General features: G+C 70.6%; 6 protein-coding genes. 5 read left to right on the top strand and 1 reads right to left on the bottom strand.

Annotation, left to right across the window (positions count from 1 at the left end):
* The first annotated feature begins 33 nt into the window (after window positions 1-33).
* Both SYYSPA8_RS35285 and SYYSPA8_RS35280 read left to right on the top strand, forming a co-directional pair.
* A complete protein-coding gene (locus SYYSPA8_RS35285; RefSeq protein WP_323451542.1) occupies window positions 34-621 on the top strand; it encodes an SMI1/KNR4 family protein in 588 nt (195 codons plus the stop codon).
* A 393-nt stretch (window positions 622-1,014) separates the two neighbouring features.
* Complete coding sequence (locus SYYSPA8_RS35280) at window positions 1,015-1,932, top strand: PIG-L deacetylase family protein (protein WP_323451541.1); 918 nt, start codon at window positions 1,015-1,017, stop codon at window positions 1,930-1,932.
* A gap of 46 nt (window positions 1,933-1,978) precedes the next feature.
* Here SYYSPA8_RS35280 and SYYSPA8_RS35275 read toward each other — a convergent pair whose 3' ends face one another.
* The gene (locus SYYSPA8_RS35275) at window positions 1,979-2,905 is read right to left on the bottom strand and encodes an NADP-dependent oxidoreductase (RefSeq protein WP_323451540.1); all 927 of its coding nucleotides are present in this window, start codon (window positions 2,903-2,905) and stop codon (window positions 1,979-1,981) included.
* A 155-nt stretch (window positions 2,906-3,060) separates the two neighbouring features.
* On the opposite strand from SYYSPA8_RS35275, the gene SYYSPA8_RS35270 reads away from it, so the two are divergent.
* The 3 genes from SYYSPA8_RS35270 to SYYSPA8_RS35260 all read left to right on the top strand — a co-directional run bounded on the left by SYYSPA8_RS35270 (window position 3,061) and on the right by SYYSPA8_RS35260 (window position 12,754).
* Complete coding sequence (locus SYYSPA8_RS35270; RefSeq protein ID WP_323451539.1) at window positions 3,061-3,741, top strand: TetR/AcrR family transcriptional regulator; 681 nt, start codon at window positions 3,061-3,063, stop codon at window positions 3,739-3,741.
* Window positions 3,742-4,042: 301 nt separating this feature from the next.
* The gene (locus tag SYYSPA8_RS35265) at window positions 4,043-4,780 is read left to right on the top strand and encodes a hypothetical protein (RefSeq protein ID WP_323451538.1); all 738 of its coding nucleotides are present in this window, start codon (window positions 4,043-4,045) and stop codon (window positions 4,778-4,780) included.
* A gap of 534 nt (window positions 4,781-5,314) precedes the next feature.
* Complete coding sequence (locus SYYSPA8_RS35260; RefSeq protein WP_323451537.1) at window positions 5,315-12,754, top strand: LamG domain-containing protein; 7,440 nt, start codon at window positions 5,315-5,317, stop codon at window positions 12,752-12,754.
* Window positions 12,755-12,774: the final 20 nt, after the last annotated feature.

The following is a 12,774-nucleotide window of genomic DNA, read 5'->3' as shown; positions in this document are numbered from 1 at the left end:
CCTCCTGTCAGACCCGTCCGGCAGGATGCGCCCATGAACGATTTCGAAGAGCTGATCGCCCGGGTCGCAGCCGCGTCGGCGGCGGGCGGCCGGCTCCGTCCGCCCGTCTCCGCCGCCGAGCTGGCCGAGGCGGAACGCGCGCTGGGGTTCCCTCTCCATCCGCTGCTCGCCGCGCTCTATTGGCGGGTGGGCAACGGGGGCTTCGGCCCCGACGAGGCCGTGCTGCCGCTCTCCCGCGTACCGGGCCCGGCGGCGGAGGCCGGTGCCGTGGACGAGTACACCGACAGAACGCCCCCGTCGGAAGCGGAGCCCTGGTGGTCGTGGCCCGAGGGCGTGCTGCCGATACTGGACTGGGGCTGCGCCATGTTCGCCTGCGTCGACTGCCGCAGCCCCGACGGCACCGTCCTCCTCTTCGAGCCCAACGCGATCACCGACGAGGACGTCTCCACTGCGTGGTTCGTCGACGCGGGCAGCCTCGCCGCATGGCTGGAGACCTGGCTGGACGGCCGGGGCTGGTACGAGGAGGAAGCGCCCGACGGCGACTCCGGCATGGCTCCCTGGACGGAGGGCCCCTCCCGCCTGGCACAGGACCGGCAGACCGGTAGACCGGTAGACCGGTAGACCGTACGACGACGTCCTCGGCATCCCTCGCACACTCCGAGCGGCGCGCCGGGCGACGCACCGCGGCGGCCGGAGACGGCGCCATCCACGGTAAGCGGAAACAGAATTCGGGACAGTCCTCCGGGCCCGCCGCATGGTCCGTGCGGGCAGAGATCTCTGCCCTGCGGACTCCGCTCCTCCGCACGGAATCAGACCCCGGAGTACCGTTTATATCCCTTGCCACGCGCCCATCCGACAGCCAAGAGCGGAAAAAGGGATCCGATACCCCGGATACGCGGACAGAGGGAATATGTGATCCGCTTTCAGCCTCTTTCCCAGTGGATTTCGGGCACCGAATTGCAGGGCTCCACGGCTTCCGACGGCGCTTTACAGAGCCTGTTCTATAGTTCCGCCATGGAAAACGCCGCAGCACAGTCTCAGGCCTCCCCCGCATCCCGTCGCAGGTTTCTCCGGATCTCCGCGCTGGCGGCCGCCGGCGCCGGACTTGAGGGCGTCACCCTCTCCTCGCCCGCCCAGGCGGCTTCGGCCGCACCGGCGATCTTCTACTCGCCGCACCAGGACGACGAGGCCATCGGGATGGCCGGTTCGATCATGGAACACAAGGCCGCCGGACGGCCGGTGTACCTCGTCCTGGTGACCCGGGGCGAGAACAGCGGACTTCTCGACTACATGAACCAGGGGCCCTGCAAGGCCTTCACCAACCCGGCACTGTGCTCCGCCCCCGGCCATCGGCACAGCCTCGGCTGGGTGGCCAACAAGGTGGACAGCCTGAAGGATCCCGTGGTGATAGCGCGAACGGCCGAGTTCATGGCCTCCGCGAAGGAATTGGGGGTCGACAAGGTCATCAACCTCAAGCTGGTCGACAGCGCCTACGGGAGCACGGCCGACTACAATTCCCTCGTCAGCAGGATCAAGACACAAATCCTGAGCCTCAACGACCTGTATCCCGGGGCATCTCACAAGTTCGCAGCAGGCTGGCTGGACGGCAACGCCACGCACAAGGCGTGCAGCGACGCGGCGTATCTGGCCCGGCGCGATGTCGGCGACCTGAGGTTCCATCATATCTACGCGTACCAGCAGCGTCCGGTGGCCGACCGGGCCAATGGAGCCGACTACGTACTGCACATCAGGTCGTCCTGGATGTCCGCCAAGCGCAATTCCATCCTCGCCTACAACACCTGGGACCCCGCCAGGAAGCTCTACTCGCTGGGTTATCACAGCGTGCCGACCTGGCTGGAGAACGCCTACGCGGATCCGCGCGAGTTCATCTACACCCTTCCCGGCAACTACACCACCGGGAAGCCGGCATAGCTCCCTTCCAGGGCGCCACTGGCCGCGGGCCAAAGCGTCCCCCGTGTCAGGGCACGGTGATGACGATCTTGCCGCGCGCGTGTCCGGTGGCGCTGGCGTCATGAGCGGCGGCGGTCTCCTCCAGCGGGAACACCGCGTGCAGCGGGACAGTGAGGCGGCCCTGGTCGGCGAGGGCGGCCGCCAGCGGCAGTCCTGCCCAGCCGGGCGACTCCCCGGCCTCGGAGCGGGAGTACCGCACCCCGTGCCGGGCGGCGTCGAAGTCCGCGATGGTCACCACGCGGCGCGGGTCGCCTGCGATGGCCACCAGTTCGGCAAGAGAGCCCTTGCCGGCCGCGTCCAGAACCACGTCGACACCGAGCGGCGCCAGTGGGGCGAGGCGATCGGCCAGCCCTGGCCCGTAGGTGACCGGTACGACGCCGAGCCGTTCGAGGAAGCCGTGGTTGCCTTCGCTCGCGGTGCCGATCACGGTGAGGCCGCGGGCCCGGGCGAGCTGCGCGACGATGGTGCCGACGCCTCCGGCGGCGCCTTCGATCAGCAAGGTCATGGCGTTGGCGGCGCCCAGCGCTTCCAGTACACGTGTGGCCGTGTCGGTATTGCCCGCGGCGCCACCCGCTTCCTCGAAGGACCAGGACCGGGGCTTGGGCGCCCACGCCTCCAGTACGGCGTACTGGGCCGCGGCGCCTCCCTGATCCACGGAGGGGACGAGGCCGAAGACCGCGTCCCCCACGGCGGTGCCGCTCACTCCCTCCCCCACCTCGTCGACGATTCCCGCGGCATCCATGCCGGGAATATGGGGGAAGTCCACGGTGGCGATGGACCGCAGCATCCCCGCGCGCAGGTACCAGTCGGCAGGGGTGACGCCGGTGGCACGCACGGCGATGCGGACCTGACCCGGCCCGGCGTGCGGCTCCTCGGTCTCCTCGACGCGAAGGACCTCGGAACCGCCATAGCGGTGGTACTGCACAGCAAACACGGACAACCTCCGGACACACGAACATCGTTGTTGAAGGGAAAGGGCTCGTAGCCGCTCATCTCCGCGGCAGGGAGCCGACCGCGGGAGACCGCGGCACCAGGTCACGCTAACCCGCCGAACGGTCGACCCCTTCCGTCGGTGATTAAGTGGGAGACATGCCTGCCCAACTGCCTCGGAACCCGTCCCCTACCGCCTCCGGCACCCCCGCCCCGAGGCAGCGAGCCGACGCCCGGCACAACCGCGCCCGGCTCCTCCAGGCCGCCCGCGAGGCGTACGCCCTCAACGGCACCGACGTGTCCTCCAGCGCGATCGCCCGCAGAGCGGGCGTGGGTGCCGCCACCCTCTACCGGCACTTCCCGACACGCGGCTCGCTGATCGCCGCCGCGTTCTCCGAACAGCTCGGCCAGTGCGTCGCGGCCCTCGACGAGGCCCTTCAGGACGACGATCCCTGGCGCGGCCTTCGCGACGTCCTCACCAAGGTGTGCACGATGCAGGCGCAGGACCGCGGGTTCAGCGCCGCGTTCCTCGCCCAGTTCCCCGACGCGCCCGACGCCCATCGTGAGCGTGCCCGCGCGGAGGCGGGCCTCGCCCGGCTGGTACAGCGCGCGAAGGACACCGGACAGCTGCGCGAGGACTTCGACCCCAGCGACATCACCCTCCTGTTCCTGGCCAACAACGGCGTCGTGCGTCAGTCCCCGGCGGCCTCCCTGGCGGCATCCCGCCGCCTGCTCGCCTACTTCCTCCAGTCCTGTCTGCCGACGGACGGCCCACCCCTGCCCCGGCCCGCGCCACTCCGCCTCGACGACCTCTACAAGCCACCGCGCCGAACGGGGTGACGTGACCGTGACCGCCGGCCCGCCCGTGGACGGGCGGCGACGGGCGGCGACGGGCGACACCCGGCACACCCTCGACCCGGCGCACGCACACCGCCGAAAGGTTGTAGCGGCCAGCGTCTCGATCGGGCGGCGGCTTGGCGGCTACCCCGTTACGATCACCGAAGTCCGAGGTCATCACCGTAATCCGGTAGGGATCGGCGCCCCCTGGGGCGTAGATTTGCCCGACGCCACGCGAGCACCCCGTGATGACACCCGGATGTTCCGCGCGAGGCGACCCACCGATCCAGGAGAAGTCTTTCCCATGCCACGCACCGCTGTCCGCCGTACCACCGTCGTCGCCGCCTCGCTCCTCTCCCTGGCGCTGACCCTGAGCGCCTGCTCGGAGGCCGACTCCGGCAAGGAGGACAAGGGCGGTGCGCAGAAGAACGCGAAGGAGGTGCCCGCGGCCGAGCTGGCCAAGCTCATGCTGACCAAGGAGGACGTGCCGGGTCACCGCTTCAAGCAGGCGACCGCGGCCGACCTCAAGCAGACCGCGGGCGAGGGGGCGAAGGACGCCAAGTGCGCGCCGATCGTCGACGCGCTGACGCTGCGCACCGGCGGCAAGCCCTCCCACGAGGCGACGCAGACCATCACCCCCGAGCCCAAGAAGCCGCCGAAGGACGCCTCGCCCGAGGAGCAGATGAAGGCGGCCCTCGGCGGGACGACCGTCCAGATCGGGCTGGTCTCGCTCGCGGGTGAGGGCGGCGCCGACGCGCTCGCCGCGCTGGAGAAGGCCGGCCAGGACTGCGCGGGCGGCTTTGACCTGAAGGGCGCGGACGCGACCAAGGTCAAGACGGTCGAGAAGGACGGCTTCAGCGCCGGGGACGAGTCGGTCTCCCTGCTCCTCACCTCGGACCTGGACGAGAAGACCACCATGAAGACCTATGTGGTGGCGGTCCGCAAGGGCTCGGTGGTGGCCACCTTCGCCGCGCTGAGCCTCGCGGGCGAGACCCAGCACCCGAAGGCGCTGGTCGAGAAGCAGCTGGCGAAGCTCGGCTGACGTTCGGGAGCGCCGCCCGTCTGCCTGGCCGGCCGGGCGGCGCTCCCCGCCATGATGGCGGAGCCTCCTGCTCGGGGGCTCCGCTCAGCCGCGTGAGCCGTCGAGGTGACCTGTCCCTCTCCGGACTCCCCGCCGACCCGCCGACGATCACCTTTCGAACGCCCATGCGGCCCGGCCGACTCTCCGAACGGGAGTCCGATTCTGCGGGCAGCGGCAGAGGCTTTCCGGCCGTGGCCCGCACCCCACGAGGGCGTGCCGCACTGTCAGCGCCGCGCGTCCGGGTTCGGCCTGCCCGGTGTGACCGCTGCGGCGCACGGGCAAGCGGTGCGATCCATGCGTCCCGGCCATCGCAGTTATTTATGAGCCATTGGCATACTGTTCGATTTTCGGTGTCCCCGGCGAGTGGTTCGCTGTCCCTGCTCTTCGCTCGCCGCGGACCATGCCGCCGTGTGGCGGCCGGTTCGTCCTGCCCATCTGCCTTCGCCGCCGCTCCCCGCCCGCCGGCGGTCCGGAGCTGACCGGACGGATGACCACATGACAGTCGACCAGGGATTACTGAGGGTCTACAGCGACCGGACCTATACCCATACGACGATGGTGCGCCACCAGGGAACGGCGCTGGCGTTCGCGATGGACGACCAGCGGCGGATCGTCTACACCGTCCTCGATCTGTCGGTGCACGACGAGGAGCGGGGTGAGCTGGACGCGGCGTACTGGTCGGAGAATCCCGCCGCCCTGCCGTTCCCGGACGAGATCGTCCAGGTCGGTTACGCGGTCGCGGGGGCGACGGTGATGCCGGTGGTGAAGCGGGGCGGCCGGCTGGAGGCGGCGGCGGACGAGGTGCTGGAGGCGGAGGAGAGGGACGGGTTCCTGTCCTCGACCGCGCGGCTGACCGCCGCCGCCCCGTTCCAGGTGCTCTCCGACGGGACGCATGTGGTGGTGCTGCGGCAGGCGATCGGCCCCGGGCACGCGGACGCGGTGTACCCGCTGCTGTCGGGGCGCGGTTCGTCGGGGGACAGCGGCCGGGCGGATGTGGTGAAGACAGTCGCCGGGGTGGCAGTTCCGGTGGTCGCGGACACCCTGCTGTGCGACCGGTTCCTGCTGGTGGGTGGGCGGCTGAAGCCGGTCTCGGAGGTGCGGTTCAAGCGGAGCCGGCACAAGACGGAGCCGGCGTCGGCGAAGGACAGCCTGGGCGCCGTGGACATGGACGGCAAGCCGTTCCACGAGCCCACGCAGGAGCTGGCGTTCATCGCGAACCTGACGCAGGGGCGGTTCGCGGCGGTACTGGTCCCCACCGCCGTCCAGGGGCAGCAGCGGTGGCAGTTCTTCGCCCACAACAACGTCACCGGCAGGATCGACTCCTTCAGTGTCGAGCAGGCGGCGGACGGACTGTTCAACACCCAGGGCAGCCGCTTCTGGACCAGCCCCGATCCGCTGTACCAGGGCTCGGTGTTCGAGCGTGCCGCCGGGGTGTGCCCCTTCACGGACCGACCACTGGTGCCGGTCGTCCCGGACGGGCGGCACGGTGAGAGCGCGCTCCAGCTGAACGGCACCAACGCGTACGCCGACCTCGGGACCGCCACCGCGCTGAAGTTCCAGGGGCGCGCGTACGCGGTGGAGGCGTGGGTGAAGCCGCAGGCGGCGGGCGGCCCGGTGGTGGCCCGCTGGACGAGTGCGGGACAGCCGGGGTTCCGGCTGCGCGTCACGGGTACGGGCAGTGTGGTCCTGGACCACAGCGGGGGCAGCGTCACTTCGAACCGGACGGTGAGCGCGGGCACCTGGGCGCATGTCGCGGCGTCCTTCGACGGCAAGGCGGCGACGCTGTACGTGAATGGGGTGTTCGCCGGGAGCGCGGAGATCGCCTACGCGGGGGACGGGAGCGCCGGGCTGCGGATCGGTTCCGCGCAGGGCGGCGGGTTCTTCTCCGGTGAGATCGACGAGGTCCGGATCTGGAAGCGGGTGCGCTCGCAGCTGGAGACGGCCGATGAGAGCGGTTTCCGGCTGATCGGCAATGAGCCCGGTCTGCTCGCCTACTACCGTCTGGACGAGGCCGCGGGCACCACGGTGTACGACCAGAGCGACACGGCCGCCCACGGCACGCTGAGCGGGGGTGCGGTGTGGGTGACCTCCACCGCGCCGGTCGGCGACCATCCGGGGGTACGGAGGGACAGCTTCACCCTCTCGGGCCGCGAGGTCGTCTCCGGTCTCTCCGCCGCCCTGTACTACCAGCAGGAGGACGCCTCCTCCGGTTACGGCGAGGCCGTCAAGCCGGCCAAGCGGCAGGCCCGGGTGCTGCTGGCCCTGGCCACCCGGCCGACCGGGAACGCCACGGCGGAGGGGAACGCCGCCGCGGTCGACTTCGGGGTCGGTATCGACGGCAGGCTCGCCGACATCCCCGACGTGGTCGCGCTGGAGTCCATCGACGTACCGACGGGCGACGCGACCGCCGCCATCACCGCGCAGGAGGGCCGGATCGCGCAGCTGGACGCGGAGGCCGTGGCGCTGCGCGACGAATCCCGGACGCTCTCCCAAGAGCTGGCGACGCTCCAGGCACAGATCGTCCAGGACAGCTCTGCGGCGGAGAGCGATCCGGGGCAATGGGCCTTGCGCCTGAGCCACAACGACGGCTCCTGCATCGGGGTGGAGACCGAGCCGGGCACCGGCCACCGCAGTCTGAGGGCATTCGCCGGGGCGACGGATCAGTGGCAGCTGTTCCCCATCCCCTCGGCCCCGGCGAGCCAGTTCGGCACCCCGGTCTGTGCGCTGGTGCACCTCAGCTCCGGCCTGGTGGCGGAGATGTACTACCCGGGAGAGTATCCCTTCGCACGGCTGGTGTCCCGGCCACTCGACGCGACCCTCCCAGCCACCGCGCGGTGGTATACGGATTCCTGGCCCTACAGCACCCGCCTCGTCAACGCTGACGGATGGGGAAGGCGGTGGCACGGGTCGGGGCAGCTCGTCGGTCCGGACCAGGGCTGGTCGACCTATATGCACAAGGTGGGGGTGGTCCCCGGGGCAGCGCTGAAGGCCAAGATGGACCGTGTCGCGGTGCTTCCCGGCCTCATCGAGCAGTGCGCGCTCAGTCTCGCTGCCAAGGAACTCGACCTGCGGCTGGCCCGGGAGGAGCTGGCCCGGCTCTCCGGAGGGCGGCTGGGCGCGGACGATCTCGTTCTCCCGATGCCGCATGTGGCGCTGGACGCGAACGGGCTGAGCTGCACCGGGGCGGTTCTGGGGTTCGCGCGGACCGATGCGACCCCGTTCCTGGTCGACAGCGCGGCCGGCCGGGTCGCGCTCTACTACCGGGGGAGCGGGTCGGGGTTCTTCGCCGCCTATCTGGACACCCGTGCGGCCCGGGGGTCCCAGCAGCTCGTCGGCACTGATCTGACCACGCTGTTCACGGCCCGCGACCCGGGGATCGGCCTGGCCGGTACGGAAATCAGGGTGGCGGATTCGACGTTCGGCGGGACCGCCGCGGCGAAGCTGTGCGATCTGACGATCACCCGGACCGGCGGGAGCCGGACCGAGACGGAGCGGTTCACCGGAGTACCGCGCCGCGCCGAGGACTTCACCGCCGTGGTCAACGGCGCGAACGAGACACCACTGAAACTGGGCGCGGTGGAGCGGACATCCGGCAGCGAGGTCACCCTGATCCGGGCCCTGACCGCCCCGGTGCCGGCGGCGTCGTATGTCCGGATCGGCTCCGTGGTGCATCTGGTGACCACGGCGGCGGCCGAGGGGACGACACTGCTGCGGCTCGCGCAGGCGCCCGGAGCGGGTATCGCCCGGGACACGGCCGTGACGCTGGTCCGCTACGACACGGGCAGAGCGACGACGACCCGGCCCGGTGCCGTGCTGTCCGCCGGGTCGAACTGGGTCCTGGCCACCGCGGACCACGCCGACAGGACGGTCGGCAACGGGGTCGCGGTGGTGGAGGCCGCCGGGCACGGCAGCCGCTGGCGCGGCGACTCACCGGGCCGTGCGTTCACCTTCAACGGCACCGCCCACCGGCTCTCCCTGCCTCCGGCCCGGCTCGGCCAGATCACCACCACGGGCGGGGACCTGACGGCCGAGGCGTGGGTCAGGCCCGTCACCGTTCCCACGGCCGGCGCGCGGATCGTGCACGTCAACCGGGACACGACCAGGGCGGCGCTCGCCCTGGCCGGGGAGCCGGTCACCGGGGGCATGGTCATGAGCGGCAACGTCGCCATGCTGATCGCGGGCTTCGATCCCACGGCGACGGACTTCACCATCGAGTGCTGGCTCCAGCGCACCACCGGGCGCACGGTCGCGGACACCATCGTCGCGATCGGGGCGAACGGGCTGACCATGGGCTTCACCGACGACGGGAAGTTCCGCTTCGGGTTCGGCAGCGGCAGCTCCGCACAGACCCTCACCACAGCCGGCGCGTATACGGACGGTGACTGGCACCACTGGGCCGTCACCTTCGACCGCACCGCCCGGGCGCAGACCATCCTGCGGGACGGCGTCGAGGTCGCCCGCCGCACCGCGACCGCTGTGCCCAGCGGGACGGGCCAGCTGATCGTGGGCCGCTCGGACAGCGGGACCATCGGCTTCTTCTCGGGGCAGCTCGCCGAACTGCGGACCTGGAGCACCGCCCGCTCCGCGGCCGACATCCTCGCCGACCGGTACCGCCGTATCCCGCCCGCGACGGCCGGCCTGACGGGTGCGTGGATCTACGACAGGAACCGGCTGGGCATCGCGTACGCCGAGAGCCAGCTGCTGTTCGCGGACATCTCCGGACAGGGGCGCCACGGCGGTGTCTGGGGTACGTCACCGGCGGTCTGCGACTCCCCGGCCATCACCCACTACCGTGTCCAGGCGGCGGTGGGCGACAAGTACCGCACCAGCCGTGAGATCTACCCCTGCGGCGAGTGGGCCCATCTCGCGGCGGTGTACGAGCAGTCCTGGGCGCTGCGGTTCGAGGGCGGGGCGTGGGCCGAGACCCCGCACGAGGACCGCCTCGATGTCACCGGTGATCTGACCATCGAGGTCTTCGCGTCCATCGACTCCACCGCCGGCCGGCAGGGGCTGGTCTCCAAGGGTGCTCTGGGGGACGGCACGGGCGACAGCGTCCCGTACCAGCTCTCCCTGCTCGCGGGCGGGAAGCTGGAGTTCGCCTTCGAAGAGCCTGGGGCCACCACCGTCCGCTACACCTCGGCTTCCACGCTCACCACGGGCTTCCACCGGATCGCGGTCGTCCGCAAGGCCGGGCGGGCCACCAAGGAGGTGAAGCAGCCGAGGACCTTCCGGACCACCGGCGCCGACGGCCAGCCGAAAACGGAGACCGCCGAAGTCACCGAGCGGGTGGATGTCGAAGAGTGGTACGACATCCGGTTCGTCGTGGACGGCCAGGACTTCGGCTCCTTCCGCCACAACGGTCCCGGGCCGCGCGGCAACGACGGCCCGCTGGAGATCGGCCGCGCCCGTGAAGGCACCACCGCCCACGGTCTGACCGGCACCATCGGAGAGGTCCGGATCTGGGGCCGGGCGCGGGACACCGACCGGATCGGCATTCCCGTCAAACCCCGCGACGAAGGTCTCCTCGCCCGCTGGACGTTCGAGGAGAACACCGGCAACACCACCGCCGACCCCGTCGGCGGGCACGACCTGAAGCTGCGCCGGGCCCGCTGGACGACCGACCCCGACCCGCAGGCCAGCAGCTTCGTCCTCCACCGCAACGGCCGGCCGATCCCCTGCGACACCCCGGCCACCAACCCGCTCACCGGCTGGGGCGACGAACAGCTCACCCTCGGGGCCGCCGTCACCTCCGGCGCACCCGGCGGCTTCTACAACGGCACCCTCGAAGAGGTCCGGCTCTGGCGCACCCCGCGCTCTCCCGAACAGCTCCTGGACAATCTCTTCACCCGTCTCAAGGGCGACAAGCAGGACCTGATCGCCTACTGGCCCTTCGACTCCGAGTCCACGAGCCTCACCGCCGACGCGGTCCGCGACCACTCCCTGCGCGGCAACCACCTCGACCCGGGTACCGACATCACCCGTCCGAACATCGTGCTGTCCACCGCGCCGGTCTCCACCGACACCGCCGCCGTCCGCTCGGCGCTCGCCTCCGTGCGCACTCCCTTCCACGAGCGGATCACCCAGCCCCCGGCGGCCACCGAGTACGCGGACCTCCAGTACACCCCCGACGGCCAGGCCCGGGGCGTACTCAAACGCGCCTACGCGCATATCACCGACGGCGCCTGGACCCTGACCACCGGCTACAAGGTCGGCGACCTGACCAGCGAATGGGTCTCCCAGATCCAGTTCGACCCCCAGCTGATCGGCTATATCGAAGGCGCGCCCCCGGTCCCGTCGGAGAACCTCACCGGCACGAGCGATCCCTCCGGTGCCTCCAGCGTCACCTTCACGGAGGCCGACGAGATCACTTCCGTGCTCGGCTCCGCCCGCGACCGCAATGTGGCCATGTCGTTCAAGGCGTCGGCGGAGGTGAGCGGCAAGTTCGGCGCCTCCTCGGTCACCGCCCCGCTCGGGCTCGGCATCTCCAACCCCATCTTCACGATCGACGTCAAGGGAAAGGTCTCCAACACCACCGACTTCAGCAACACCTGGACGAACGAGACCACCGTCTCCCAGGCCACCACCGTCGACCGCAACACCACCGCCGACCTCACCGGCTACTGGGAGGACCCGACCGGTGTCCGCAACACGACCGTCGGCAGGCGCTACCTCCCCGAGAACAAGGGCTACGCCCTGGTCCAGTCCGAGACCGCCGACGTCTACGCCCTGCGCCTGGCCCACACCGGCGACCTGGTCGCCTACCGGATGGTGCCGAACCCGGACGTCCCCAAGGACTGGAACATCATCAGCTTCCCCATCTACCCCCAGTACACCAAGCAGGGCATCCTCGACGGCGCGATCGGCCTCACCGACCAGGGCGGCAAGATCCTCGACGAGGCCTACCCCACCGCCGCCGGCTACGGCGAGTACAGCTACTTCAAACCCCGCGAGGCGTACGCCATCAAACGCCGTATCCTGCGCGAACGCCAGGAACTGGAGAACTTCTACGCCGGCGTCTCCACCGAGACCAGTGCCCCCGACCCCACCGCGAAACGGGCCGCGAAGGTCCTGGAAGCCCTCACCGGCACCCCTGCCAAGCTCCCGGAGCCGCAGCCGTCCGGGGACGACTCCGCAGGCGCGTTCGCCAACCGGAGCATCGCCAACACCTACGTCTGGACCGCCGACGGCGGCTTCTTCGCCGAGACCACCGGCACCGTCGACATCGTCAACGAGACCACCGCCGGCTCCTACACCTTCACCAACCAGACCACCGGCTCCCTGGACATCGCCTTCGACGCCGGCGGCTTCGGCGCCGCCTACCAGATCGAGGCCTCCCTCACCGGCGGCTTCTCCACCACCCGCCGCCGCTCCCAGGAGAGCAGCCGCGCCCACACCCTGGAAGTGCTCTGCAAACCGGGCCGCGACCTCCAGAAGTACAAGGCCGACGGCACCCCCGAGTATGTCAACGGCAAGCCCGTCCTGGTCCCCGGCAAGGTCGACGCCTACCGCTTCATGACCTTCTACCTCGGCCAGGACACCGCCCACTTCGACGACTTCTACCGTAAAGTCATCGACCCCACCTGGCTCGCCAACAGCAACGACGCCAACGCCGCCGCCCTGCGCCAGGCCCGGCAGAGCGACCGCAAACCCCCCTGCTGGCGCATCCTGCACCGCGTCACCTTCCTCTCCCGCGTCCTGCCTCCCATCCCCGCCACCGCACCCCCCTCACTCGCCAAGACCCTGCGCTCCCTCGATGTACAGAGCAACTACGAACTCATCCGCCGCCTGGACCCCTACCTCTCCACCGCCACCGGATCCCTCGCCGACCTGGCCGACGCCACCCGCGCCGCACTCGCCGACCACCTTCCCGAACTCCTCCCCCACACCGCCGACATCACCCGCTTCCTCGCCGCCTACTACGGCACCACCGACTGACCGGACGTGCCGGGCCCGCA

Origin of the sequence: Streptomyces yaizuensis (assembly GCF_034961445.1) — a bacterium.
GTDB lineage: Bacteria > Actinomycetota > Actinomycetes > Streptomycetales > Streptomycetaceae > Streptomyces > Streptomyces yaizuensis.
This window is presented reverse-complemented; position numbering and strand designations above follow the sequence as displayed.

Bases quoted from the DNA above. Each gene is read 5' to 3' on its own strand.
- SYYSPA8_RS35285 (WP_323451542.1), top strand. From the start codon at position 34: ATGAACGATTTCGAAGAGCTGATCGCCCGGGTCGCAGCCGCGTCGGCG.
- SYYSPA8_RS35280 (WP_323451541.1), top strand. From the start codon at position 1,015: ATGGAAAACGCCGCAGCACAGTCTCAGGCCTCCCCCGCATCCCGTCGC.
- SYYSPA8_RS35270 (WP_323451539.1), top strand. From the start codon at position 3,061: ATGCCTGCCCAACTGCCTCGGAACCCGTCCCCTACCGCCTCCGGCACC.
- SYYSPA8_RS35265 (WP_323451538.1), top strand. From the start codon at position 4,043: ATGCCACGCACCGCTGTCCGCCGTACCACCGTCGTCGCCGCCTCGCTC.
- SYYSPA8_RS35260 (WP_323451537.1), top strand. From the start codon at position 5,315: ATGACAGTCGACCAGGGATTACTGAGGGTCTACAGCGACCGGACCTAT.